The organism is Thiomicrospira sp. (assembly GCF_014859555.1).
GTDB lineage: Bacteria > Pseudomonadota > Gammaproteobacteria > Thiomicrospirales > Thiomicrospiraceae > Thiomicrospira.
This window is the reverse complement of the sequence record NZ_JACUTY010000004.1, coordinates 41,368-67,808: the sequence shown is the minus strand read 5'-3', so window position 1 is coordinate 67,808 and position 26,441 is coordinate 41,368. Positions and strand designations below refer to the sequence as shown.

Annotated in this window: 26 protein-coding genes and 4 tRNA genes; 3 read left to right on the top strand and 27 right to left on the bottom strand. The window is 45.4% G+C overall.

What is annotated here, in order from left to right:
* Nucleotides 1–3: 3 nt before the first annotated feature.
* From IBX48_RS01615 to uvrC, 7 genes are all read right to left on the bottom strand, one after another.
* Nucleotides 4–90: transfer RNA gene (locus tag IBX48_RS01615), tRNA-Leu, on the bottom strand.
* Nucleotides 91–115: 25 nt separating this feature from the next.
* A tRNA-Cys gene (locus IBX48_RS01610) sits at nucleotides 116–189 on the bottom strand.
* Between the two features lie 5 nt (nucleotides 190–194).
* Nucleotides 195–270 (bottom strand) — tRNA-Gly (locus IBX48_RS01605).
* A gap of 66 nt (nucleotides 271–336) precedes the next feature.
* Entirely contained in the window at nucleotides 337–900 is a 564-nt protein-coding gene (pgsA, locus tag IBX48_RS01600; RefSeq protein ID WP_296829992.1) for a CDP-diacylglycerol--glycerol-3-phosphate 3-phosphatidyltransferase, read from the bottom strand.
* 76 nt (nucleotides 901–976) lie between these two features.
* Nucleotides 977–1,819, bottom strand: a complete 843-nt coding sequence (locus IBX48_RS01595) for an MOSC N-terminal beta barrel domain-containing protein (RefSeq protein ID WP_296829990.1) — start codon at nucleotides 1,817–1,819, stop codon at nucleotides 977–979.
* 1 nt (nucleotide 1,820) lies between these two features.
* Nucleotides 1,821–2,378 (bottom strand): DUF1415 domain-containing protein, encoded by a 558-nt coding sequence (locus tag IBX48_RS01590; RefSeq protein ID WP_296829988.1) that lies wholly within the window; start codon nucleotides 2,376–2,378, stop codon nucleotides 1,821–1,823.
* A gap of 1 nt (nucleotide 2,379) precedes the next feature.
* Nucleotides 2,380–4,200, bottom strand: coding sequence for an excinuclease ABC subunit UvrC (gene uvrC / locus IBX48_RS01585; protein ID WP_296829986.1), 1,821 nt, complete (start codon nucleotides 4,198–4,200; stop codon nucleotides 2,380–2,382).
* Between the two features lie 61 nt (nucleotides 4,201–4,261).
* Between uvrC and sppA the strand changes: the two genes are divergently transcribed.
* Nucleotides 4,262–5,245: a signal peptide peptidase SppA gene (gene sppA, locus IBX48_RS01580; protein WP_296829984.1), complete on the top strand. Its 984-nt coding sequence runs from the start codon at nucleotides 4,262–4,264 to the stop codon at nucleotides 5,243–5,245.
* A gap of 127 nt (nucleotides 5,246–5,372) precedes the next feature.
* Here sppA and acpS read toward each other — a convergent pair whose 3' ends face one another.
* From acpS to IBX48_RS01535, 9 genes are all read right to left on the bottom strand, one after another.
* On the bottom strand, nucleotides 5,373–5,753 hold the full coding sequence (gene acpS, locus IBX48_RS01575) for a holo-ACP synthase (protein ID WP_296829982.1): 381 nt from the start codon (nucleotides 5,751–5,753) through the stop codon (nucleotides 5,373–5,375).
* 2 nt (nucleotides 5,754–5,755) lie between these two features.
* Complete coding sequence (gene pdxJ, locus IBX48_RS01570) at nucleotides 5,756–6,505, bottom strand: pyridoxine 5'-phosphate synthase (RefSeq protein WP_296829999.1); 750 nt, start codon at nucleotides 6,503–6,505, stop codon at nucleotides 5,756–5,758.
* Nucleotides 6,506–6,582: 77 nt separating this feature from the next.
* On the bottom strand, nucleotides 6,583–7,311 hold the full coding sequence (gene recO, locus IBX48_RS01565; RefSeq protein ID WP_296829980.1) for a DNA repair protein RecO: 729 nt from the start codon (nucleotides 7,309–7,311) through the stop codon (nucleotides 6,583–6,585).
* A gap of 24 nt (nucleotides 7,312–7,335) precedes the next feature.
* The gene (era, locus tag IBX48_RS01560; protein WP_296829997.1) at nucleotides 7,336–8,250 is read right to left on the bottom strand and encodes a GTPase Era; all 915 of its coding nucleotides are present in this window, start codon (nucleotides 8,248–8,250) and stop codon (nucleotides 7,336–7,338) included.
* 65 nt (nucleotides 8,251–8,315) lie between these two features.
* The gene (gene rnc / locus IBX48_RS01555) at nucleotides 8,316–9,011 is read right to left on the bottom strand and encodes a ribonuclease III (RefSeq protein WP_296829978.1); all 696 of its coding nucleotides are present in this window, start codon (nucleotides 9,009–9,011) and stop codon (nucleotides 8,316–8,318) included.
* Entirely contained in the window at nucleotides 9,011–9,781 is a 771-nt protein-coding gene (gene lepB, locus IBX48_RS01550) for a signal peptidase I (protein ID WP_296829976.1), read from the bottom strand. The genes rnc and lepB overlap by 1 nt, the downstream gene beginning before the upstream one ends.
* On the bottom strand, nucleotides 9,778–11,589 hold the full coding sequence (gene lepA, locus IBX48_RS01545; RefSeq protein ID WP_296829974.1) for a translation elongation factor 4: 1,812 nt from the start codon (nucleotides 11,587–11,589) through the stop codon (nucleotides 9,778–9,780). The genes lepB and lepA overlap by 4 nt, the downstream gene beginning before the upstream one ends.
* Before the next feature lie 267 nt (nucleotides 11,590–11,856).
* Nucleotides 11,857–13,260 (bottom strand): DegQ family serine endoprotease, encoded by a 1,404-nt coding sequence (locus IBX48_RS01540; protein WP_296829972.1) that lies wholly within the window; start codon nucleotides 13,258–13,260, stop codon nucleotides 11,857–11,859.
* An 18-nt stretch (nucleotides 13,261–13,278) separates the two neighbouring features.
* Entirely contained in the window at nucleotides 13,279–13,728 is a 450-nt protein-coding gene (locus IBX48_RS01535; protein WP_296829970.1) for a SoxR reducing system RseC family protein, read from the bottom strand.
* A gap of 98 nt (nucleotides 13,729–13,826) precedes the next feature.
* Between IBX48_RS01535 and nadB the strand changes: the two genes are divergently transcribed.
* Entirely contained in the window at nucleotides 13,827–15,437 is a 1,611-nt protein-coding gene (gene nadB, locus IBX48_RS01530) for an L-aspartate oxidase (protein ID WP_296829968.1), read from the top strand.
* 46 nt (nucleotides 15,438–15,483) lie between these two features.
* On the opposite strand, the gene IBX48_RS01525 is transcribed toward nadB, so the two are convergent.
* Nucleotides 15,484–16,026, bottom strand: a complete 543-nt coding sequence (locus tag IBX48_RS01525) for a chemotaxis protein CheW (RefSeq protein ID WP_296829966.1) — start codon at nucleotides 16,024–16,026, stop codon at nucleotides 15,484–15,486.
* A gap of 164 nt (nucleotides 16,027–16,190) precedes the next feature.
* On the opposite strand from IBX48_RS01525, the gene IBX48_RS01520 reads away from it, so the two are divergent.
* Nucleotides 16,191–17,258, top strand: a complete 1,068-nt coding sequence (locus IBX48_RS01520) for a folate-binding protein (RefSeq protein WP_296829964.1) — start codon at nucleotides 16,191–16,193, stop codon at nucleotides 17,256–17,258.
* Between the two features lie 37 nt (nucleotides 17,259–17,295).
* On the opposite strand, the gene IBX48_RS01515 is transcribed toward IBX48_RS01520, so the two are convergent.
* The 10 genes from IBX48_RS01515 to tolQ all read right to left on the bottom strand — a co-directional run bounded on the left by IBX48_RS01515 (nucleotide 17,296) and on the right by tolQ (nucleotide 26,441).
* Nucleotides 17,296–18,777, bottom strand: a complete 1,482-nt coding sequence (locus IBX48_RS01515) for a 3'-5' exonuclease (RefSeq protein ID WP_296829962.1) — start codon at nucleotides 18,775–18,777, stop codon at nucleotides 17,296–17,298.
* Nucleotides 18,778–18,885: 108 nt separating this feature from the next.
* Nucleotides 18,886–20,334 carry a sodium:solute symporter family protein gene (locus IBX48_RS01510; protein ID WP_296829960.1) on the bottom strand — a complete coding sequence of 483 codons (1,449 nt, stop codon included), beginning with the start codon at nucleotides 20,332–20,334 and terminating at the stop codon, nucleotides 18,886–18,888.
* A gap of 160 nt (nucleotides 20,335–20,494) precedes the next feature.
* Nucleotides 20,495–20,570 (bottom strand) — tRNA-Lys (locus IBX48_RS01505).
* Nucleotides 20,571–20,760: 190 nt separating this feature from the next.
* Entirely contained in the window at nucleotides 20,761–21,438 is a 678-nt protein-coding gene (queC, locus tag IBX48_RS01500) for a 7-cyano-7-deazaguanine synthase QueC (RefSeq protein WP_296829958.1), read from the bottom strand.
* Nucleotide 21,439: 1 nt separating this feature from the next.
* Nucleotides 21,440–22,222 carry a tol-pal system protein YbgF gene (ybgF, locus tag IBX48_RS01495; RefSeq protein ID WP_296829956.1) on the bottom strand — a complete coding sequence of 261 codons (783 nt, stop codon included), beginning with the start codon at nucleotides 22,220–22,222 and terminating at the stop codon, nucleotides 21,440–21,442.
* A 17-nt stretch (nucleotides 22,223–22,239) separates the two neighbouring features.
* Nucleotides 22,240–22,818, bottom strand: a complete 579-nt coding sequence (locus IBX48_RS01490) for an OmpA family protein (RefSeq protein WP_296829954.1) — start codon at nucleotides 22,816–22,818, stop codon at nucleotides 22,240–22,242.
* Between the two features lie 39 nt (nucleotides 22,819–22,857).
* Nucleotides 22,858–24,183, bottom strand: coding sequence for a Tol-Pal system beta propeller repeat protein TolB (gene tolB / locus IBX48_RS01485; protein WP_296829952.1), 1,326 nt, complete (start codon nucleotides 24,181–24,183; stop codon nucleotides 22,858–22,860).
* Between the two features lie 18 nt (nucleotides 24,184–24,201).
* The gene (gene tolA, locus IBX48_RS01480) at nucleotides 24,202–25,257 is read right to left on the bottom strand and encodes a cell envelope integrity protein TolA (RefSeq protein WP_296829950.1); all 1,056 of its coding nucleotides are present in this window, start codon (nucleotides 25,255–25,257) and stop codon (nucleotides 24,202–24,204) included.
* Complete coding sequence (locus IBX48_RS01475; protein WP_296829948.1) at nucleotides 25,254–25,706, bottom strand: biopolymer transporter ExbD; 453 nt, start codon at nucleotides 25,704–25,706, stop codon at nucleotides 25,254–25,256. The genes tolA and IBX48_RS01475 overlap by 4 nt, the downstream gene beginning before the upstream one ends.
* Before the next feature lie 51 nt (nucleotides 25,707–25,757).
* A complete protein-coding gene (gene tolQ, locus IBX48_RS01470; protein WP_296829946.1) occupies nucleotides 25,758–26,441 on the bottom strand; it encodes a protein TolQ in 684 nt (227 codons plus the stop codon).

Genomic DNA, 26,441 nt, shown 5'->3' with positions numbered 1-26,441 from the left:
AGATGGTGCCCAGGGCCGGAGTCGAACCGGCACGCCCTTTCAGGCGAGGGATTTTAAGTCCCTTGCGTCTACCAATTTCGCCACCTGGGCGGTGACTTGTACTTCTTTGTAACTATGGAGGCAGAGCCCGGAATCGAACCGAGATCCACGGATTTGCAATCCGCTGTATAGCCATTCTACCACTCTGCCATACTTGGAGCGGGAAACGAGACTCGAACTCGCGACCCCAACCTTGGCAAGGTTGTGCTCTACCAACTGAGCTATTCCCGCTTTACAGTGGCGGTATTATAGGGGTTGGGGCTAAAACGTCAAGCATTATTTTGACGTTTTAAGTGTTTAAAGCCCCGATTTAATCGCTGGCAAAGCGGCTTTGGCGTAGTTCCATAAAGACAACACCGTTAAAAATGTCGCCACAATCAACAAGATAAGTCCTAGCTCTACCCAAGGCACACCAAATAACTCGCCACCGTAAATTAAAAACGATAACGCAATTAATTGAAACGTGGTTTTGTATTTACCCATTTTAGAGACGGCAACCACGTCACTTTGCTTGTTTTCAGCCATCCATTCACGTAAAGCGGATACCGCCATTTCGCGCATAATAATAATGATGGTGGCCAAAGTGACGATCCAGTTTTGATAATCAACCGCGACCACCACTAAGGCGACTGCGACAATTAATTTATCTGCAACCGGGTCTAAAAATGCACCAAAACGGCTGGTGGCTTGAAAACGACGCGCGAGATAGCCATCTAACCAATCGGTTAAGGCGGCAATCACAAAAATAACCATCGCGCTAAAGTGAGCCATTTCGTATGGTAAGTAATACACCACTAAAAATACCGGAATCAGTAGAACTCGAATCCAGGTAATGGCCATGGGAAGTTGTTGGAGTGTCATAGTTTTCCTAGTCATATAAATTTATTAACCGAATTTTAGCACCCGCGGCGGCCAGCTGGCTATTCAATTTGCAAATTTAGAACCATTCAGCCGACATACCAACGCGTAAGTTTGGATATTTATCATTTTCCATTCTATTAAAGGCGGAATCGCACAATAGGTTTTGACCAAACAGAATCTCAGATTTTATTTTTCGGTAGCCCAATAACGTTTGTGCGGGTTGATTTGATCGTTTGGCGGTTAATGGATCAATGTTTGGAATTGAGCAACGCGCGCAGGGTTTAACAATTCTGAAACGCTGGTCGCCTATTTTTATGCCTTGGGCTTGGTCTTCGGCGTAAGCGTCTGCTCCCGCAATCACTAGGTTAGGTCGAAAACGTGACATGCTCACTGGCGCGTGCAAACGTTGGTTTAAATCATCTAGCGAGGCTTGGCTGATTAATAACAACGGAAAGCCATCAGCAAACGCCACCCCTTCGCCGCGCGAGGCGTAATTCAAGTCGACTTGGCGAAATTGATTATCTGGAAACCAGACTAAACGCACTGGTTTTGCTAAATAAGCACTTATTTTATCCGATGCCTCTGGATCGGCCAACCAGGCCTGGCAGTGATCACGCCAAACTTGCACCTTGATGGTTTGCTGTCCGTTTGGAAGCGCCACTTCAAACGCTGGTTGATCCGGTAATTGGAGCACCAGGCCTGGTGTTTTGCTCGCGTCAGATAAGACCAAATATTCTGGCTCGAGCACGCTGATTAAACACATTTTGGGACAGGTTCGTTGGGTGACCATCTGCCCGCTTGGATCAACCAGCATCCAGCGTCGATCATTCTGCAAACCAAACGGGTCTAAAACCGCTTGGTTGAGGCTTAAACCCTTGGCGGATTTGAGTGGATAACGCCAGATTTCACTTAAAAACAAATCAGCCTCCCAAGCAGGCCTGGCGTAAAGATTGCATGTGAGCCAAGCCTTTTTCACGCGCCAAGTCGATATTGGTTTGCGGAATGCTGTCTGGGTCGGGATGGTGCGCTAAGGCTTTTTCTAAACTGGCTTCTCGGATGAGGTGAAGCATTGGATAAGGCGAACGGTTGGTGTAGTTGGCTGGATCCTCTTCGGCCTCGCCGGCAAAACAATAATCAGGGTGAAAGCTGGCTAATTGGTAGATTCCTTCATAGCCTTCTTGCGCCATTAAGTCTTCCGCTAGAGCGACCAAATCTAGATAGTCTAAAAATCCTTCAAACCCGACGGGCAGAATAAGCAGACTGGTTTCAATGTCCGGCTGTTGGTCAAGTCGCTGGCATTCCAGCATTAGCTGAGTCAACACGGCTTCTAAAGCATACTCGTTTTGCACACCGTAATAAACTCGGTCAGCATCGACTTCGCGTTTGGCAAACGGACAAAAGTTTAAGCCCACCACGACTTTTTCTACCCAACAGCGTGTGGCCTGGATAATTTGCTGCTCGGTTGCTGTTTCGCTCATATTAGGCTCCGTGAAAATGATCGTAAATTCGTTGTGCGATTTTGGCGCTCACACTGGGCACTTTGGACAGCTCGGATACAGCGGCGTTTTTAACCTGATCTAACCCGCCAAAATGGGTTAATAAGGCTTTTCTGGTTTTGGGCCCGACGCCTTCAATCGATTCTAAGCTGGATTTGGTTTGGGCTTTTTGACGGCGCGCGCGGTGGCCAGTAATCGCAAACCGATGGGCTTCGTCGCGAATGTGGTTTATTAGGTGCAAAGCAATGTCGTCAGATTCGAGATCAATGCCTTGATCTTGCTCTGGCGTATAAAGCACTTCTAAACCGGCTTTGCGCCCTTCGCCTTTTGCTACTGATACCAATGGCACGGATTCTAATTCTAAGGTTTTTAACACATCAATCGCTTGGCTTAATTGGCCTTTACCACCATCGACAATAATCAAATCCGGCAAGACCGCGGACTCGGCTTTTAAACGTTGGTAACGCCGCGTTAAAGCTTGATGCATGGCGGCGTAATCGTCACCGCCGGTAATGCCTTCGATATTAAATTTACGATATTGCTGAGTCACCGGTACGCCATCAATAAACACCACACAGCTGGCGACCGTTTGTTGCCCCATGGTATGACTAATATCAAAACACTCCATTCGCGCAGGTGGTTTGGCGAGCATCAGCGCTTCTTGCAAGGCGTTTAAACGATCTTGCTGAGTAGCCTTTTGGGTGAGATGTTGTTTAAGTGCGCTGTTGGCGTTGGTGAGCGCCAGTTGGATCAAACCTTTACTAGTGGATTGGCTGGCTTGTTTTATTTGCACGTTTTGCTGTTTTTTATCCGTTAGCCATTCCACCAACCAGGCCTGGTCGTCGGGTTTTTCGCTGGTTAATAAGGTTTTAGGAACCGGATGGGTTTCGTAATGTTGACTAATAAAAGCCGCCAACACGGCAGCGGTGGTAACCTGGCCTTTAGGGAAGTAGTTTTCGCTGCCCCATAAATGCCCACCTCGATACATCATCAAAGTCACACAAAGCTGGTCGGCCACTTCGGCCACCGCCAATACATCCAAGTCTTGCGAACCAGGTTGATTGATTAAATGCTGGCTTTGAATTGCACGCAAAGCCGAAATTTGATCACGCAGTTGGGCCGCGCGTTCAAAATCCAGTTGTTCAGAAGCTAAATCCATTTGCGAACCCAGTTCTTCAATCACATCAAAACTTTTACCTTCTAAAAACATCAAGGTAAGGCGCACATCTTCGGCGTAATCGGTCGAACTGATTTTGCCGACACACGGCCCAGAACAGCGTTTGATTTGATATTGCAAACAAGGGCGAGATCGATGGTTAAACACGCTGTCGGCACACTGGCGAACCGGGAATATTTTCTGCAAAGCTTGCAGGGTTTGATGCACCGCTCCGGCATTTGGGAAAGGGCCAAAATAGCGCCCTACTTTGCGTTTGGCACCACGGTGAAAACTTAAAGCTGGATATTCTTTTCCTGTAGAAACAAACACATAGGGGTAAGACTTATCATCACGAAACAACACGTTATAACGAGGCGTCAGGCGTTTAATTAAAGTGTTTTCGAGGATTAAGGCTTCCGATTCAGTATCGGTCACCGTCACTTCTATACGTGCGACCTGTTCAACCATCGCCTGGGTTTTAATGGCTTGCTGATTTTTTACAAAATAACTCGATACACGGCGCTTTAGATTTTTGGCTTTACCCACATAAATCACCACGCCCTGTGCGTTCAACATTTGATACACGCCAGGACGCTCGGTTAAGTTAGCCAGAAACGCCTTTAAATCAAACTCAAAATCCTGCGACATCTTATATCCAAAGCGGTTAAAATTAGGCCACTATTATAGGCCATATCCACAGGAAGCATGAATGGAACAAAACAACCCTTGGACAGATAATCAAGCTGTCAGCCAAACACCAACTCAAAAATCGGCTCCGCTAGACCGTCTAGCGGATGCGGCGGATGCTTACGTTAAACAAGAACGTTGGTCACGTCGTTGGACCAATATTTTAAAAGTGATGGTACTGGTTTATATTGTATTTTCGATGTTAATGTTTGCCGGTTTATTCTCCAAAGACGAAACCAAACAAGCAGGCAGCGAACACATTGCGGTTGTCAAAATAAATGGTTCAATTATGGCCGGCACGAACAACAGCGCGGAATCCCTTAACTCGGTGTTACGTGACGCGTTTGAAGCCAAAAACTCACGTGCGGTTTTATTATCGATGAATTCACCGGGTGGCAGCCCTGTGCAATCGGCCTTAATTAATGACGAAATCACCCGACTCAAAAAACTCCACAACAAACCGGTTTACGTCGTCGCCCAAGACTTATGTGCTTCCGGCTGTTATTACATTGCCGCCGCCGCTGATGAAATTTATGCCAACCAAGGCTCCATTATCGGTTCGATCGGTGTGCGTTTTGATACCTTTGGTTTTACTGAACTTATGCAAAAAATGGGGGTAGAAAACCGTTCTATGACGGCTGGAGAACACAAAAGCTTTATTAATCCATTTGGTGAAGAAGATGCGTCGGCTAAAGAATTTTTCCAAACACGCATTTTAGAACGCACCCATCAGCAGTTTATTGAGGTGGTTAAACAAGGACGTGGTGATCGTTTGCAAGAAAATAAAGACTTATTTACGGGGCTAGTCTGGCTGGGTGATGAAGCGGTCGAATTGGGTTTAATTGATGGTTTAGGTGACATTGGGTTTGTCGCACGCGATCTAATTGGGATTACACGCTTGCGTACCTATGAAAAAGAAAAAACCTTAATGGAACATTTGATGGGGGATTTGGTATCGGAAACCGCGCTTAAACTCAGTCAAACACTGAGCCACCAGTGGAAATAACACGCTAACGACTTAAGAACAATTTAAAAAACGACTTAGAACCGGATAACTTGCCAAAGTTAATCCGGTTTTAATTTAGATAAAACCTGTTGGTAGCTCCAACGTATCCCTCAAACTTTCTAACTAATCAATCGGCTTGCGCAATGACAAACGCGACTGCATGATTTTTCTCATCGCTAATCGACAAACGCCAAGACCGAATACCTAGATTTTGCGCGATTTGTAAGGCGACACCAGTCAACTCAACCAAGGGCTGGCCCAATTCGGTATGCCCAATGCTAATGTCGTGAAAACTTACACCTTGTGAAATACCGGTGCCCAAAGCTTTACTAATCGCTTCTTTAGCCGCCCAACGTTTGGCTAAAAAACGCTCTGGATAGGCTTTCTCTGCTAATTCTACTAACTCCGACACACTTAACAAACGCTCGGCAAAACGCGCACCTTGACGACGCCAAAGCCCGGCAATGCGCTCGACATCAACAATATCCGTACCGATTCCAATAACCATTGTTAATCCTGCAAATAAGCTTGCTGGCGAGCTTCGACCATCAAACGCTTCATTTCACGCACCGCGTCAGGTAATCCAGAATATACCGCTTGTGCCACAATCGCATGGCCGATGTTGAGTTCTTCGATCACTTTAATCGCGGCGATGGCTTGTACATTGTGATAATGCAATCCATGACCCGCATTCACCACCAAACCCAAACTGTGTGCTAATTCAGCCGCTTTACGGATGCGTTGCAGTTCAGCTGCAACCTCAGCTGGTTTGGTCAGTTCAGCGTAAGTGCCGGTATGCAATTCAATCACCGGTGCGCCCACCGCTTTGGCGGCACGAATTTGAGTTTCGTCTGGGTCAATAAATAACGACACCCGACAACCAGCGGCCTTTAAACGCGCGCAAGCTTGGGTCATCCATTCCTGTTGTCCGGCGACATCCAAACCGCCTTCGGTGGTGAGCTCTTCGCGTTTTTCCGGCACTAAACACACATCTTCAGGTTGGGTTTTACAGGCAATTGTCAGCATTTCTTCGGTGACGGCCATTTCTAGGTTTACTTTGGTTTGATAGCATTCCATTAAGCGATAAACATCGGCATCTTGAATATGACGGCGGTCTTCGCGCAAATGCAAAGTAATGCTATCCGCCCCTGCCATTTCGGCATCCAGCGCCGCTTTAATCGGGTCTGGGTAACGTGTGCCGCGTGCTTGGCGAAGTGTGGCAACGTGATCAATGTTTAATCCTAGAAAAATTGGGTTCATCATGGCTTTACCTTAAATAAGCTAAATTAAGTACGAAAATAATTATTACTTGAAACCGCGTAAGTTTATAACTGGGTTTAAAACGATTTAAACAATTGGCGTGTAGCCAAGGGTTTAGGGCCTAAATGCGGATGCAACACGCGACGCATTAATTGCTTCCAGGCTGGTAAACAATCTTTACAAAATTCTTTTTGTGCCAGCTTAATCAAACACTCACCAGCCATACTCCACTCAGACGAGTTTGCATAATTGGGGTGTAAGGCGATGAAACCTAACTCAGGTCGGTAAGTATAGAAAATAGAATCTAATATTGGCTGGCTTTGATGGTCTTGTACCAAATCCAGCTCATAACCCAGCTCAGATAATAACGCCAACTCAAACTGACGTAAGCACCAGGCCTGGTGGTCTCGGGTATCGGCTTGATGCAGAAGCTGTAAGGTTTGTTGATAGTGTAAAAATAACGCTTCCATCGGCGCGCAGGTTTGCAGTAAACGATACAACAACTCATTTAGATACAAACCACATAAACTGGCTTCGCCCTTTAAGCCGATGGCTACACCATGCGGTTCAAAGCCCTGCGGGTGAATCCATTCACTTACCTGGTTTTCAGCGCCCCGCCACTGAATTTGCAAAGCCTGGAATGGTTGCAACCAGGCCTGCTTTTGTACTGCGGCTTTACCACCAGACCGAACCCCACGCACCGTCGCATTTAATTTACCAAACTCGGGTGTAAACAGGGTTAACATCACGCTGGTTTCACGATAAGGTCGACTATGTAAAACAAACGCCGGTTGCTGATAAATCATGGATACGCACCCGCGATTTCAGATTTAATCGTAAATAGAATCGGTATAACCCAAGCTGGCTAAAGCGCGATCATCATCCGACCAGTTTTCTTTGACTTTTACCCAAAGTTCGAGATGCACTCGGTTTTCGAGCAATGCAATCATGTCTTTGCGTGCGTCGGTGCCCATTTGTTTAATCTTTTCGCCTTTGTCGCCAATAATAATACGTTTTTGGCCTTCGCGTTCGACCAGAATACGCGCATTGACTTCCCAACGGCCCGTTTCCGGGTCTTGCTCAAAACGTTCAATTTCGACCGTCGCGCCATAAGGCACTTCATCGCCGAGGCTACGCATCAATTTTTCACGCACAATTTCTGAGATTAAAAATTTGGTCGAACGATCCGTAATATAGTCTTCTGGGAAAATAGCGGGCTGGCTTGGCAAAGCATTCACGACTTCTTTTTGAATCAGGTCTAAGCCGCTTTTTTTAAATGCGGATACCGGAATCACAGCATGGAAATCTACTTTGCCATTTAAGTTTTGCAAATAAGGCAGCAAGTCCGTTTTTTGCTTAAACTTGTCGACCTTATTCACCAATAACACCACCGGCGCTTCAACCCCGCGCAATTGATCGGCTACCGCTTGGTCTTCTTTGGTCCAACGACCGGCTTCGACCACAAACAAAATCACGTCAACACCAGAAAACGCACTTTTTGCGGTACGATTCATATAACGGTTAATCGACTTTTGACCACCCAAATGCATACCCGGTGTATCGACATATACAATTTGGTGTTGGGGGGTGGTAAAAATACCGTGAATTCGGTGACGCGTAGTTTGTGGTTTATGTGACGTAATGCTTAACTTCTGACCTAATAACTCATTCATTAAGGTCGATTTACCTACATTTGGGCGACCAATCACCGCCGCAAAGCCGGCTTTATAATCGTCCGCCTGCATTTCCATTTCTGGAGTGGTAGTGTTTTGTTCTGTCATTTCATGCTCATTATTTGGTGTTTGGTCACTCATAATTGTCCCAATGCGGCTAACGCATATTCAGCGGCTTGTTGTTCGGCTTTACGTCGACTGGTGTCGGTGGCTTCAAATTTGGTATTGAGCTTCGACACATAACAAGCCACGGTAAAATGTTGGGCGTGAGCCGCGCCATTTACACTAATAATACTGTATTCCGGCAAGGGTTCTTGACGTGACTGCAACCATTCTTGCAAACGTGTTTTAGGGTCTTTGCCAACCTTGCTAGGATCCAACGCATGCAACCGACTTGCATAAATACGCTGAACAAAACTGCGGCAAGCATCTAAGCCACCGTCCTTATAGATCGCGGCAATGATGGCTTCAACCGAGTCCGCAATGATTGAATCGCGTCGATAACCGCCACTTTTTAGTTCGCCCGGCCCCAAGCTTAGATAAAGACTTAAATCGTATTCACGCCCAATTTCAGCCAAGGTTTCGCCTTTAACTAAGTGCGCGCGAATACGGCTTAAATCGCCCTCTGGTAATTTGGTAAATTGGTGGAACAAAATATCGGCGACCATAAAGTTAACTAAACTGTCACCTAAAAACTCAAGCCGCTCATTGTTTTTAGCCCCCAAGCTACGGTGGGTTAGCGACAAGTTTAACCAACTTGAATCGCTAAACTGGTAACCAAGTTTATTTGATAACGCCTTAAGCTTGGCTTCTCTTTCAACATCCAATGGCATCAGTTGATCCCCTTGCCAATGCGATTAAAGTGAATACCATCATCCCAGTTCATCCAAATACCAAAAGCGCGGCCTTTTAAGTTTGCATCCGGCACAAAACCCCAGCTACGGCTGTCGGCACTGTGATCACGATTATCGCCCATCGCAAAATAATGTCCCTCGGGTACCACTACGGTTGTGAGTATTTGTCCAGTGCGATCAGGGTCAATCAAAATCTCATGTGTCAGGTCATCTGTTAGCTGCTCTTTTAACAATACCGCACCCGTCATTACCGAACCAGAATCGTTCCCAACATAACGCCCAATCGGCGTTTGATTAGCCAATTTACCGTTTACATAGAGTTTTTTATCGATATAACTAATTTCATCGCCCGGCAACCCTACAATCCGCTTTATATAATCTACATTCGGATCCAGTGGGTAACGAAACACTGCTACATCACCACGTTTCGGTTCACCCAGCGGAATCAGTTTGTTTTGAATCACTGGCAAACGAATACCATAAGCAAACTTATTTACGACAATAAAATCGCCAATTTCTAAGGTTGGGTACATAGAACCAGATGGAATGCGAAAAGGCTCAATAATAAACGAGCGTAAAACCAAAACAATTAAAAACACCGGAAACAAAGAACGCGAATATTCAATCAACATCGGCTCTTTTTGGGTGGTGGCGGATTCTAAACGTTTTTGACGCCAAACCAACTTATCAACAAAGACAATCACCCCCGTCACCGCGGTAATGATGACCAAAATTAATTCAAAATTCACTTATCCGATCCTCCGGTATTGAGTATAGCCATAAAGGCCTCTTGCGGCAGTTCAACACGCCCGATGGTTTTCATGCGTTTTTTGCCTGCTTTTTGCTTTTCTAATAGTTTCTTTTTACGCGAGACGTCACCACCGTAACACTTGGCCAATACATTTTTACGCATGGCTTTGACGTTGGTTCGTCCGATAATTTTGCCACCAATCGCAGCCTGAATTGCGACTTCAAACATTTGGCGCGGAATAATATCTTTCAATTTTTCGATCATTTCCTTACCACGAGACGCCGCCACCGAACGGTGAGTAATCATCGCTAAGGCATCCACTGGTTCACCATTAATCAAAAAGTCGACTCGTACCAAGTCATCCGCCTGGAAACGTTTAAACTCATAATCCATTGAGGCATAACCGCGACTGGTCGACTTTAATCGATCAAAGAAATCCAACACCACTTCATTCAGCGGCATTTCAAAGCTGATCGAAACCTGATTACCCGCATAACTCATATTTTTTTGCACGCCACGTTTGTCAATACAAAGCTTCATTACCGCTCCGATATGTTCTTGCGGCACTAAAATATTGGCTTGAATAATGGGTTCACGAATCTCCTCTATCAAACTGACCTCTGGTAATTCGGACGGGTTATCAATTCTGAGAATTTCACCTTTTTTGGTCTTTAGCTCATAAATCACGGTAGGCGCGGTGCTAATCATATCCAAGTTATATTCACGCTCTAAGCGTTCTTGGACAATTTCCATATGCAGCATACCCAAGAAACCACAACGGAAACCAAAACCTAACGCCTCAGAGGTTTCGGGTTCAAAATGCAGTGCCGCATCATTCAAACGTAATTTACGCAGGGCTTCACGGAGGTTTTCGTAATCTTCTGAACTGATTGGAAACAAGCCGGCAAAAACACGAGGCTGTACTGGTTTAAAGCCTGGCATGCGATCTTTAGCTGGGTTTTTAGAATCAGTTAAGGTATCGCCCACTGGCGCACCGTCAATATCTTTAATACCGGCGACAACATAGCCTACTTCACCCGCACTCAGTGAGTCTCGTGATGTACGTTTTGGTGTGAAAATTCCGACATCACCTACTTCATGATCTTCCCCGGTCGACATCACACGCATTTTCATTTTTTTTGTTATTTTGCCATCTAACACACGCACTAACGAAACCACACCTAAATAACTGTCGAACCAGGAATCAATAATCAACGCTTTTAATGGGCCATCAAGATCACCAATTGGTGGGGGTACACGCGCCACAATTTGCTCTAAAGTTTCTTTAATACCGATACCGGCTTTGGCACTGGCGTTGATTGCATCGCCAGCTTCGATACCGATAATTTCTTCAATCTCGACTTTAACACGCTCAGGTTCGGCCGCCGGTAAATCGATTTTATTAAGCACCGGAATAACTTCCAGCCCTTGCTCAATCGCGGTATAACAGTTGGCCACGGTTTGAGCTTCAACGCCTTGTGAGGCGTCCACTACCAATAATGCACCTTCACATGCGGCCAACGAGCGCGATACTTCGTAAGAAAAGTCGACGTGCCCTGGCGTATCAATGAAATTTAGCTGATAGGTGTTGCCATCCTCTGACGGAAATTGCAAAGTTACACTCTGAGCTTTAATCGTAATGCCACGTTCACGTTCAATATCCATGGAATCTAAAACTTGCATTTCCATTTCACGGTCTGTCAACCCACCGCAAAGATGGATAAAACGATCAGCTATCGTCGATTTTCCGTGATCAATATGCGCAATAATTGAGAAATTACGAATATGTTTTATTGGTTGTGACATGCATACTCCAAAAACAGCCAGGTGTCGGATCAATTAATTTAAAAAAATTAACAAGAAAAAAGGGTGCATCCGCACCCTTTTAAAGATTGTATCGTGTTCTGAGTTAGTCCACTGAGTGACACTCGTGCCGCTCGACTTTAAAATTGCGTGTATTTTACGCTAATTCTAAAGCTCGTACCAGATAGATGCAGACTAATACAGCGGCAATTAACCCCAGATTGAATATGCTGGACTTAGCCAAATTAAGCTGGGGTTATTCGAGCGCCCCTATTCCATAACCAAAGCTAAAAAGATTGAACGCCCGCCTCGCACAACTCTGACAGGCAGTGATTGGCCTTTTTTAGCTTTAGACAAGACATCGTCCACATCTTTAACACTACGAATGGGCTGGAAGTTAATGCTGACCAATACATCCCCTTCTAAAATACCGTTTTTCTTAGCCAGACCATCGCCTACTTCAGCCACGCCTACACCGAAAGGTAAGTTCAAGCTTTTGAGATCTTCTGCGCTGATTTCTTCTAGCTGGGCATTTAAATGTGTACTGCGTGTCATGCTCGATTTCTGAGGTGCGCCCGCCGGACTCGATTCATCCAATACCGCCAAGGTGGTCTTTAATGCCATGCGTTTGCCTTGACGTAAAACCACGATCTCAACGGTTTTTCCAAGCGGCGTAATGCCAACCGCAGGCGGCAAATCGGTCGACTTTTCAATCACCGTGCCATTAAAGCTCAAAATAATATCACCTGATTCCAAGCCGGCTTTTTCAGCGGGTGTATCAGGATAAGCTTGGGCTACCAAGGCGCCCTGTGGCTTTTCCATGTTAAAAGAACGCGCTAAATCGCTGGTGACTTCTTGCACTTGCACGCCCAAGAACCCACGTTCCACTTTGCCAGTATTTCTTAACTGATCCACCACATTCATCGCGATTTCAATCGGAATCGCGAAGGATAAGCCCATAAAGCCACCGCTTCGGGTAAAGATTTGGGCATTAATTCCGACCACATCACCATTAAGGTTAATCAGTGGGCCACCCGAGTTACCCGGGTTAATCGCGACATCAGTTTGAATAAATGGCACGTAAGTATCATCCGGTAAACTACGACCTTTAGCACTCACGATACCCGCCGTTACGGTGTAATCCAGTCCGAAAGGCGCACCAATCGCCAACACCCATTCACCGACTTTTAAATCATCACTGCTACCGGTTCTTACCACAGGTAAGTTGTTGGCCGCCACCTTAAGCAAGGCAACATCGGTGCGCGGGTCGCTACCCACAATCTCAGCTTTATATTCCTGCCGATCATTTAATCTGACGGTTACCTGGTCGGCCTCCGCAATCACATGGTGATTGGTTAAAATATAACCGTCTTCACTGATGATAAAGCCCGAACCGACGGATTGAGAACGACGCTCGGGTGCGCGCTTACCCTGTTGCGGATCGATACCAAAAAAATGTCGTAAAAAATCATCTGGCAATCCTCTAAACTGAGGCGGCAAAGATTCACGGCCTCCTGAGGCTACTTCTGTTCGTGTTGTGCTGATATTGACCACAGCCTGATAATTCTGCTCCACCAGTTGAGTAAAATCGGGTAAGCCTGCTGGGGTAGCCACGCTTAATACTGGAATCGCTAATGCCATCCAAGCAAACCAACTAAGTGTTTGTTTTTTCATAACTTGCTCTCTTCTCCGTTAAACATTTTTGTTTAAAACAACACGAACCAATTTAGGCTGCAACGGTTGATGATAACGCTTTACCCACCACCAAGCGATGAATAAACCAAGTAAACTGCCGATAATGGTTGCTACATCACCGCCCGCCGGCCATAACCACAAGCCTAATAAAGCACCTATAAACAAGCCCACCAGTGGCAAACCATAAGCCATAAAGGCTTGACTAACCAAACCATGACCTTCAAGCGACAATTCAACCTGATCACCAGGCCTGGCTTTAATGTCATTAGGGAGCCTTAATAAGGGCTGGGTTCCCATTGAAAACAACCGAGCCAATGTACTGGTGCCACAGGTTTGTTCCGATTGACAGCCTCCGCAACCGGATTCTCGTTGGGTTCGGATATAAGCAAACGCCCCGGACACCTCTTCAACCTGACCATAAGCCAATAAGGTTTCACTCGAACTCATCCCATTCCTTTTCGCTTTTAAAGCGCTGTTATCAAGCCTAAATGTTAAAACAATATGCTACTATTAGTCGAATTATTCAAGGGTAGAGCGAGTTTTTTGTGTCAAACCATAATCTGAAGACCGATGTTTTAATCATCGGCAGCGGTATCGCCGGTTTATCCCTGGCCTTAAAGCTTGCACGCCATCTTAACGTCGTTGTATTAGCGAAATCTTCTCTATCTGAAGGCAGCACCATGTACGCCCAAGGTGGGATTGCGGCGGTACTGGACCCGTTTGATTCGGTTGAAGCACATATTAATGACACACTCAACGCGGGCGCAGGTTTGTGCGACCCTGAAGCGGTACGTTATGTAGCCGAAAACGCCTCTAAATCCATCGAAGAATTAATTGAATTTGGTGTGCCTTTTAGTCCCGCGGAAAACAATCTAGCCGACTATCCGTTTCATTTAACTCAAGAAGGCGGCCACAGCCATCGACGTGTAATTCATGCTGCGGATCATACTGGGCAGTCAGTTTTATCAACCTTGATCAAACAGGTTAAGCAACACCCCAACATCAAACTTTTACCCAATCACATGACCGTTAACCTAGTTACCAACGACGACAAAACCCGTTGTGTAGGGGCGTATATTTTAAACAAAAAAAGCCGAAACATTTATAGCGTTCAAGCGCCCTTTACGGTTTTGGCCACCGGTGGCGCAAGTAAAGCCTATCTTTACACCAGCAATCCTGACACCTCTACTGGTGATGGCATTGCGATGGCTTGGCGCGCGGGTTGTCGGGTGGGTAATATGGAGTTTAATCAGTTTCACCCGACCTGTTTATTTCACCCGAAAGATCGTTCGTTTTTAATCAGCGAAGCCGTGCGTGGTGAAGGCGGAATTTTACGTTTGCCCAATGGTGACGCGTTTATGGCGAAATACGATGAACGCGCCGATTTAGCCCCTCGCGACATAGTGGCAAGGGCGATTGACCAAGAAATGAAAATTCACGGTATTGACTGCGTGTTTTTAGATATTACACATAAATCTAAAGACTTTTTAAAACAGCACTTTCCTACTATCTATGGCCGCTGTAAAAAGCTGGGCATTGATATCACACAGGAACCGATTCCGGTAGTGCCGGCGGCTCATTACACTTGCGGCGGCATCGTCACTAATTTAAAAGGCGAAACGGATCTCGCGGGTTTATATGCCATTGGTGAAACCGCTTTTACCGGTTTACACGGCGCTAACCGATTAGCGAGTAATTCGTTATTAGAAGGTTTGGTGTTTGCCGAAGCCGCGCGTCAAAGCATTGAAGCCAGCGATATTAATAGCATTCCAATGCCAGAACAGATTCCTGATTGGGACAGCAGTCGAGTCAGTGAAGCCAGTGAAAGAGTTCTAGTCGCCCACGATTGGGACGAATTAAGGCGTGTGATGTGGGATTATGTTGGCATAGTTCGCACAGATAAACGCCTAAAACGCGCCGCACAACGCATTCGTAATTTGCAAAAAGAAATTGATGAATTTTATTACCAACACACGTTAGACAGCGATCTGCTTGAGCTGCGTAATTTAGCGCTGGTTTCGCAATTAATGGTCACCAGCGCGCAAAAACGCAAAGAAAGCCGCGGCTTGCATTACAACCTGGATTACCCCAAAACTAAAAGTCGTTCTAAACCCACTATTTTAAAACCCAAAAAACAAAAAACCCAAGCTAAATAGCTTGGGTGTAGTGGTTTTAACTTCGAATATTTTTAATCTAACGATCTTAGCCATTGCCCCGAATGGTATGCGCATCCGCCGCTTCAATATCTTCAATTAAGCCTTCACTTGCCAATTTATCAATATCAATCACAATCACCATGCGGCCTTTTTTAGGCATGCCACCTTCTTGCTGATCTTTTTGAGACGCGCTAGAGTTAAACACGGTGGTTAAGCCTAAAATGAATTGACTATCAATGGAAGCTGAAATATCTGGCGCTGGTTGTAGATTAGCCAAGTCAAATTGCTGTACATCTGAAACCGAATCCACCACTAAGCCCATGATACGTTCGCCTTGGTTGGTCAAAACATGTACCACGACAACGACGGTGGTGACATCATAAGACACCTTTAGCTTAAACTTTTCACGTAAATCAATAATCGGCACAATTGTGCCACGTAAATCGACGACGCCCTTTACATAGCTAGGTACATTTGGCAAAGGATCTGGGTTTTCCCAGCCGCGAATTTCTTGCACACGCAAAATTTCTACCGCGTATTCTTCTTTACCTAACTCAAAGGTTAAAAACTCTTTCTTGTTCGTGGTCACCAGTTACTCCCAGTGTTTACTTATTTTAGAAGCTAATATAGTCGCTAATATACTGGGCTACCCGAAAAATTTCAATCAGATTCCAACATGGGGCATTTAACCCCGCAACATACTAGGGTATGATTTGAGGCCCAAACCATCAGGATTCGAAAGGAATAACCGTCATGAATAGTTTATGGCACGATTTTTTGACAGAACAAAAAGCCCAGTTTGATGACACAGGTGCCGTCAGTCAGTTTGAATTTCCCGAATTAGAACGTGTACTGATCAAACATGGCCCAGTGATGACCAGCTTAGCCCATCAAGCCTTAATACGTGTATCTGGCGAAGAAGCACAAGCTTTTTTACAAGGCCAGTTAAGTAATGACATTAGCCAGGTAAATGAAGAAGCCGCGCAGTTTTCATCTTATAACGATCCACAAGGCCAAGTGTTGGCTTTATTTTTAATTTTTATGCACGATGGTGACTATTTCTTAAGTTTTGACGGCTCATTACGTGAACCGATTCTAAAACGTTTACAAATGTTTGTGATGCGCTCGAAAGTGACGTTAGAAGAAATATCTGACACTTGGGTGCGTTTTGGTTTTGCCGGTCAGTTTGCCGACCTAGATATTCAGCGTCGTTTAGACACTAAAATCAAAAAAGAATTTGTCTCCATGGCGTCTAAAGAGCCCGGCTTAGAATCGGTTCGGATTATCAAAGTGCCTGGCCCTTTTCACCGTTACGAATTATTTGCACCGGCTGAACAAGCGATTGAAGCTTGGACAAAACTGAGCGCAAACGGTGATGTAACCAACAGTTACGACTGGCGTTTGCTCAACATTGCTTCCGGTTTAGCTGAAGTCACCGCCGCCAACAGCGGTAAGCATATTGCGCAATTTCTTAATTTAGACAAAACCCAAGTGATCAACTTTAAAAAAGGTTGTTTTCCAGGGCAAGAAGTCATTGCACGTTTACATTATCGTGGCAAAGCGGCCAAACGTATGTTGCGTTTACACTTAGATGAAGTGTTGGATTTGAAGACTGGTGAGGTGCTAGAAGTCATCGACTCGAACGAAAAAATTCACAAACTAGATGTCGTGTTATCCAACCCGGATATCTTTGAAGGCACTTTATGTCTGGTCATCGGCAGTGTGCGTGCGCTGGAAAAAGTAGAAGGCAACCTACATACTTTAAACGGTGGACTGGTTAAAGTTGAACCTTTACCCTATTTAATCACCGACGAAGATTAATTTATTGACCACCAGGCCTGGTGCTTTTAATACCAGGCTAGGTTATATTCAAGGCTTGCCGCAAACTCTTTGGCAAAACCAATACTCGCTTAGCGCGTGTAATCGCGACATAAATTACATTTAAACCTTCCCGAAAACTCGGTTGCTTTGGATCCGGCCATTCAAAATCCGAGGCCAATACCACTTGGTCAAACCCTAAACCTTTTGCTTTATGCACCGTACTGATAAAGACATGCGCTTGCGCCGCATAAGGAAACGCGTGTTTGCCTAGTTGTTGAATTTTATTGAGGGTTTTTTCTTTATGGGTTTCGACGAATTTAATAATGGTTTTCCATTCGGATTTGTTCAGCTCCTCAGCCACCTCATTAAATTCTTGCCACGAACTGAACAGACTTAACTCTGGCGATCTGGGCGCTTTTCGATCGCCCTGATACAAGCCATAAGCTGAGGCAATTAAACGTGTAATCTGCTCTAGTCCGCCGTTAATACTATAGGGAATGCCGCGAGTTAGGCAAAATTCTGCGACCTCAAACACTTTTGCATTGGTTCGGCACATTACCGCATAAGGTTGATGTTTATCAAACCCTTGGTTAATCTGTTGATCCTGACCTAAACCGACAATTTTGCGGGTTTCCGAAACCTTTTGCAGCAACCGATTTGCCAGCTCTGAAATATGTTCGCCAAACCGAAATGAATGGGTTAAAGCATATTCTTTTAACGCCAAACCTTCCATGGTATTCACCGCATTTCGCCAAGCGTAAATTTCTTGATGCCGATCGCCGACTAGGATTTTCTGACAGGCCTGGTTGCGCATAATCGCCTGCAAAACTGGATTGGTATCTTGGGCTTCATCCAGCAAAATTACATCATAAGCCAGCTTTGGCTGACGCAATTGAAACGCTTTAAGGTAGGCATCGTGCGTCATTGCACAATCACAAGCCGAATCCAGCATGTTATCGGCGAGCTGCTGGGTTATATCAATGAGTTGCGCCACAAACAATGCCAGTTCTTGAGGACGCGCCGATTTTCCCCAGTGCATCACCGCTTCTGGAATATGGGTTTCCATCACTCGCAGATCGGCCGAGTTGAAATACTGAGCAAGGGTTTCACCAATCGCAATATTCACTTGAAAACGCGATCGACGAAACGGTCGCCAATGTTCCGGTTTACCCGAATGGGTTTCTAAGTCTTGATAGGGTAAAAACGCCCCGCCGCGTTGGAGTTTATCTTTATAACTTGGCTGAGACGCCATCATAAAACGATAAGCCAAACTGTGCGCCGTGCGACATTCGACCCAATTAGGAAACAGTTGACGTGCCTCATCCGCAATCGCTTTGTTAAACGCCAAGTACAAAATGCGCTTATAGGTCAGCTGCTCCGCCACCCCTTTAAGTGTGGTGGTTTTTGATGCGCCTGCAAACGCCGGTACTTTAAAGCTTTCGCCGCGTAAAGCGGCTTCAATAATCAACACCTGTTCAGGCGTCGCTTCATGTGCGCCAATTTGATAACCAGAGTTCATCCCAACATCGCATTTTATATAAGGCTGCCCATTATGCGAACCACCTGTTATAAACGCAAGGCTTAAACAAGATTAAAAACGCCTCATAGCCAAAACCAGGCCTGGTGCTTAAGAAACCACCGAAGCTTGGGGCTCTAGCCCCTTGTTATTTGGCCAACGTAAAGAGCCAATAACCATGCCAATAATCGCAGCAAAAAACCCAATGAAGTGCGCTGGCAAACTGTCTTCTAATGACGGTACTAACACCTCCAGCGCTAACCATACCAGTACACCCAGCGAAATCCCTAGATAGGCACCTGCTGAACTCGCACGCTTCCAGTAAAGCCCAGCCACCAACGGCACAAACGCCACTACCAAGGTAATTTTATAGGCGTTCTCCACCATTTTATGAATCGACGTTTCTTGCTCTAAAGACCAAAGCGTATAAATCGCCACCAATAACGCAAACGCAACCACCACTGCGCGTGTCATCATCAATAAATAACGATCACTTAACCCAGTGACAAAGCCTTTTAAGATGTTTTCAGAAATAATCACCGAGGGCGCTAACATGGTCGCCGATGCAGTGGACATAATCACCGATAAAAGCGCGCCATAAAAAATCACCTGGGCAAATAAAGGCAAATGTTGTTTAACCAGTTGCGGCAAAACCTGCTGGCTATCAATTTGCATAAATTGACTGACCAGATCTGGGTTTATCAAATAAGCTGAATAACCTAAAAAGATCGGCACCGCCGCAAACAATAAATACAGCACACCGCCGCCTACAGTGGCCCAAACAGCCACGTTTTCATTTTTTGCCGTGTTGGCCCGCTGAAACACATCTTGCTGGGCTAGCGACCCCAACCCCATGGTTAATAAGGCCGACATAAACGCCAACATCGCAATCGCATTAAAATCCGGTAAAAAGTTAAACTTATCGGCTTGGGCGGCATGTTCGATAACCGGCATTACCCCGCCAGTCATGCCTGACAAATACCAAGCAATAAACAATAAACCAAACACAATCACAATCATCTGCACAAAGGTGGTGACCGCTACCGACCACATGCCACCAAATAAGGTATATACCAAGACTACTGAAGTGCCTAATAGGATGCCATTAAACTGGCTGATATAGCCATCTGACAAGACATTAAACACAATACCTAACGCCATGATTTGGGCGGAAACCCAACCTAAATAAGAGATCGCAATCGCAACGGACGCAACCAGCTCGGTACGGCGGTCAAAACGTACTCGGTAGAAGTCGCCTAGCGTGAGTAAGTTCATTCGATAAAGCTTGCGGGCTAAAAATAAGCCAAACAAAATCAAACATAACGCCGCACCAAAAGGATCGGCGATCAACGAACCTAGGTCGCCCTCCAAAAACTCCGCCGGAATACCCAGCACGGTTTCAGCACCAAACCAGGTAGCGAATACCATCGCCATAACCACCCAAATCGGTAGACTTCGGCCCGCCGATACATAGTCAGCCATATTTTTAACTTTAGTGGCGGCATACAGGCCCAAACCTATCGAAACCAGTAAATATAAAAATGTAAAACTAATTAACATTAAAGGCGTCCTTCTTTAAAAAGATGACCTTGCGATGACCGCGCGTTTGCTTGGTAATAAAAAATCGAAATATAGCAGACAAAGCCTAAAACGAATAGCGCTTTTTAAATTCCGGGCATAAAAAAACCCTGTTAAGTAAACTTAACAGGGTTTCCATATATGGTGGGTCGTGTGCGACTCGAACGCACGACCAATTGGTTAAAAGCCAACTGCTCTACCAACTGAGCTAACGACCCTCGTTGATATGCGGCGTATTATACAGAGCTGGAGCGGCTTGGCAAGCCCTTTGATGATTTTTTTTAGTTTTTTTTAGCCATCTAATCTGACTGGCCAAACACGCAAACAAGCAGGTCAACATAAACCTATGAAACTTAATCGTTTATTAGAAGCTGAATAGAAAAATTAAGGCAAAAGGAATTTACAAATTTAACAATAATGAGTCGGATCAATCACACCCGCCTCAGCAAAACCTTGTTGGCGTAGACGACAAGAATCACATTGACCACAAGCGCGACCTTCATTATCGGCCTGATAACAAGACACCGTAAGTGAGTAATCCACTCCCAAATTCAAACCCATATGAATAATCTCGGCTTTGCTAAGACTCATCAGCGGTGTTTCAATTTTGATTAAGTGACCTTCAACCGCGGTTTTGGTGGCGAGATTAGCCATCTTCTCATACGCCGCGATATATTCAGGACGACAATCCGGGTAACCCGAATAATCAACCGAATTAACACCAATAAAAATGTGCTGGGCTTCGAGTACTTCAGCCAAACCAAGCGCATAAGACAGGAAAATCGTATTACGTGCCGGTACATAGGTGACCGGAATATCCGATCCTACCCCACTAACTGGCACATCAATCCGATTATCGGTTAAGGCTGAGCCGCCTATCGCCGCCATATTCATTTGCATAACTCGATGCGTTTTAGCCCCGTATTGAGCCGCCAGCCGTTCGGCAGCTTGCAACTCAACCTGGTGGCGCTGACCATAGTCAAAACTCAGTGTATGGCACTCAAAGCCTTGCGCATGAGCATGCGCCAATACAGTAACCGAGTCCAAACCACCGGACAATAATATAACGGCTCGCAGCTGACTCATTCTAACTACCCGTATTAAAGCGCTCTAAACGGCGCACCGCACTTTTAGCCGCGCGTGATTCTGGCGCCTGCTTAACCAGTGCTTCATAAAGTTTTTTAGCCTCGTCTAAACGATTAAGCCCCACCAAACTATCCGCGCCACGCAACATAGAGTCTTCGATTTTATTGCTATTGGTGTGTTGTTTCAAAACCGTATCAAATGCGGCGTAAGCTTTCGCAAATTCTTGTTTGATTAAATAGGCCTCCCCTAACCAATAATATCCATTACTGGTTAAGCTTGTATTGGGATGATCTTTTACGAATTGGCTTAATGCTTGAATGGATTCATCATATTTGCCCTCTCTTAACAAACCAAAGGCTTTATCATAAGCGTCTTTGGGATCGGTCTGTGATGACTCAGTGGCCACCACCGCTGGACGGCTCGCCTGAACGGAGCCAACAGCGGTCGCATCCACTTGCGGGGTTAGTTGCGGTGAAACCGCTTGTTTTGGGCGTGTTTCAAGTTCATTTAAGCGCCCGTCCATGTCCTCGTAGGTTTGATTTAATTTCGCTTCCAGGTTTTGTACCTGGCGTACTAAACGATCTACCTGATCATAAAGTGTCTGAATTTCACGTTGTTGATCGTTCATCCGCTGTGAATGTTGTAGTAATACCGGATTACTCGAGATACGTTCTAAACGTTCAATACGTTGCTCTAAAGTCTGAGCAAAGCTTGCCGAACTAAACACGACCAATCCGACGAAGGTCACCATTGAAAACTTGATTTTATGTTTAATCGTTTGCATTGTGATCACTTTAAACCTTAATTAAAACGCAATTCTACACGGCGGTTTTTATCCCAGGCCGCTTCATTATGACCCAACTCCGCCGGTTGTTCTTCACCGAAGCTAATCACCGTAATACGGTCGGTACTTACGCCATACAGCATCATCACTTCCGCCGCTGCTTTCGCTCGTTTTTCGCCAAGTGCTAAGTTATAGGATGGGCTGCCACGCTCGTCCGTATGGCCTTCTAATTTCAGCATTAACCTTGGGTTTTCAAGCATTTGATCAGCATAATGCTTCAATATTTTCGTGGATTTTTCATCAACTGAAAATTGATCATAACCAAAGTAAATCACGGGCGAAAAATCACGAATGGCTTCATCGTCTAATAAACCACCAATTTCTCCCTGAATAAGGGTTTCACCTTGCAAACCTTGGGTGTCACTTAAGGACAAGACCTCTACACCCTGTTCGGCTGCCTGTTTATTTCGATCCAATAAACCAGCTTCAGCCGTACGACGATCTTCAGCTGTAGAACCGTCAACTCCAGGCATCGTACTACAAGCGGTTAACGAGCCCAGCAACAATCCTGTCAGCACAATCTTAGTTAAGCGCATTTTCTACATCCTTTTTAAATACAAGTTCATTGAGTTTGATTATTTATTTGGTTGCACACGATAAGGACCCCAAGCCGGCTCCCTAACTTGTCCATCTGCCACACTTAGAATCTGAGAAGCCCGACCATCAACCGAAACAACGGCGAGTTGGCCTTTATTATCGCGGTTCATGGCATACACAATCATATCGCTATTAGGTGCAAAACTGGGCGACTCACCTAAAAATGCATCGGTGACAATATTAAATTCATTTGTATATAAATCTAATAAACCAATATTAAATCCATTATTAGAATGCACCATGGCTAAATAACGACCATTTGGCGAAACCTCTGGATTGGCATTGTAATTACCTTGAAATGAAATGCGCGATACATTGCCGGAATCCAACTCCATTTTAAATATCTGCGGTTGACCGCGACGATCAGAGTTGAAATAAATCGACTTGCCATCCACCGACCAAGCCGCTTCGGTTTCTATCGCCCAATGACGAGTCACTTTACGCAAAGCCTTGGTTTGCAAATTCATGATATAAATATCCGCATTGCCGTCTTTTGACAAGGTCATGGCTAGGCTTTTACCATCCGGTGACCAAGATGGCGCACTATTAATTCCTGGAAAATCCGCCACAACTTCTCTATTTGTGCCATCTAAGTTCTGTACCACAACATTTGAACGCCCAGTTTCAAACGATACATATGCCAGTTTAGTCCCATCTGGTGACCAACTGGGCGACATGATCGGCATCTTCGAACGTAATAATGGCTGAGGATTATGTCCATCAGAATCAGACACTTCCAAAGTGTAATTACGTTCTCCATCACGTATTTTCATTGTCACATAAGCTAAACGTGTATTAAAAGCGCCGGGAACACCGGTTAACTCAAGATAAATTTCATCTGACATTTGGTGTGCTACTTGGCGTAATTGCTGTCGAGGCACATCACGCCAACGTTTGCCTATAACCTGCTGGCGACGCAGTACATCAACCAAGCGCATCTCAACATCATAACGATCATTCGGGCGTGGTGTAACACTGCCCATAATCAAATGATCAATATCTTGTGATCGCCACTGTTCAAACACGATATTCTCAAGTTGCGCGGGTCTAGAGGGTAACGCGTTGTTGGCTAAAGGCGCAAAACGACCACTTCGGCGTAGGTTGTGACTCACAATACCGGAAATATCCTCCGGAACCGCTACCACCCCCTCTACCTGAAAAGGAATCACCGCGATAGGTAGTGCGTTTTCATAACCCTCACTAATTTCAATAACTAAATTGGCCTGCGCGGTACTTAACATTAGCCCCGATGTAAAGAACAACAAGGTTAGGATTTTACTTTTGACTTGAAATACTGGTTTCATAATTAACCTGGCTTACGTTTAGGGTTTAAAAACAAAGCGTATATTACGCTCAAACAATTCTTCTACAGGTGGCCTTGGTAAAGGTTGAGCACGCAGTACCGCACTTTCAGCCGCCTGTTTAAACTGGGGTGTGGCCTGTTCATTACAATTTTCTGTTCGGACACTCGATACATTTCCACTTGGCGTTTGGGTGATGACTAATTCACACTGTGCTTGCGGCGAAATATTCGCTGGCGTACGCCAGTTTTCACGTACTTTTGCCGAAATAGACGAAATATAGGTTTCACGTAAACTTAACATTTCGCGTTGACGTGCGGCTTCGCGCTGCTTAGAGGCCTCTTCTTCGGCCAAGCGTTTAACTAAGGATTCTTGTTCCAATTGCTCGCGCATTAAGCGCGCGGCAAGTGCTTCGGCTTCCAATTGGCGCTTTTGAGCCTCTTGTTGCTTAACCTCTTCGGTAATCGTTTGTTGACGTGCACGTTCTTTTGCGGCTTGCTCTTGCGCTTGACGTTGCAAGGCTTCCAGTTCTTTTAAACGTTTCTCTTCTGATTCACGTTGTTTTGCAGCCGCTTGCGCGATTTCACGTGCTTGTTTTTCAGCTTGTTGACGACGCTGCTCCGCTTCTAAAGCCGTCTTGCGCGCTTGCTCGGCTTGGCGCTGCGCTTCCGCAGTACGCTGACGTTCGGCTTCTTGGCGCTGACGTTCAATATCGGCTTGACGACGCGCCTCTTCTGCACGACGTGTTTCTGTTTCCTGGTCACGACGTAACTGGGTTAAACGCTGTTCGTTACGCTGTGCTTCAGCCGCTAAACGTTCCTGTTCTTTTCGACGCGCCTCTTGTTCAGCTTTGATTCGCTCAACCTGTGCTTGAACAACTTGTTGATCGACCGCAAACGTTTGCAAAGGCTGACGCTGAACGACTTCATCAATTTGGGATGGCCCATCGGACGACATATTAACCTTTATGGCATCGGCTTGTTTAAACCAGTCATTGGTAATCAATACCCCCAATGTCAAATGCAGTACCACCGCTAACGAAACAGCAATAGGGTGACGTTTAATGAATAAAATCATTTGCGTTCCTCTGGCTGGGTTATCAATGAAACATTCGGCACACCATTATTTTTAAGCACCACAAACAAATGCACAACTCGGCCATAAGGTGCTTCACGATCACCCTGCAAATACACAGGTAAGTGTTCATCAATTTGAGCTCGTGCCACCACTTCGGCCACCAAATCCCCAACTTCTGATTGAGTTAGCACCACCTCTGGTGCTTCACTGGTTTTATACTGCCCCTCTTTGGTAATCGTAATTACAAAAGGTGTCACTGGCTGAACGCTTTCAGCCGATGTTGTTACTTCTGGCGCTTGCGGCAACTCAACCGTCACCGCCTGCTGCACAATCGGTGCGGTGACCATAAAAATAATCAACAAAACCAGGGTGACATCAATATAAGGCACAACATTAATTTCGGCCATTAAGCGCCGTTTATCTCGTGCGGTTCGAAATCCTTGCTGCATAAAACCTACCCTTGTCCTTGTTGAGCTTTGTGATTCAAGTCATTGCGCATTTTATTTAGTCGACACATGCGCTTGGCGCTGCAAAATCGTTAAAAACTCATCGGCAAAACTTTCATAACGACTCAATAGTCTATCGACTTTATTGGTTAAGTTATTATAAAAAATAACCGCTGGTATAGCCGCAAACAAACCGATGCCTGTCGCTAATAACGCTTCGGCAATACCCGGCGCAACAACCGACAAAGTGGCGTTCGGCGTATCACCTAAGCCCTGAAAAGCATGCATTACACCAATAACCGTACCAAATAAACCAATATAGGGTGCAGAAGAACCAACGGTGGCTAAATAAGCTAGTCGATTTTCTAATCTATCAACTTCTTTATTGAACGCGATGCGCATCGTACGCTGCGAAGCCGATACCAAATCCGATGCTTCTTTTACACCTTGGTTTTTCAATCGTGCAAACTCTTGAAACCCGGCATCAAAAATCGCATTTAAACCTCGTGAATTGTCATCCCCATAACGCCCCATGTCGTTATACATGCGGCTAAGGTCTTCCGACTCCCAAAAATCTTCTTGAAATTGTTTAACTAGGGCATTCGCCTTATGTATCTCATAAGATTTGGCGATCGCTACTGACCAAGCCAAGAGCGACATAAATACCAATATCGCCATCACGGCCTGCACAATAGGGCTTGCCATTAACACTAAATCAAGCATCGACTGATCGTACAT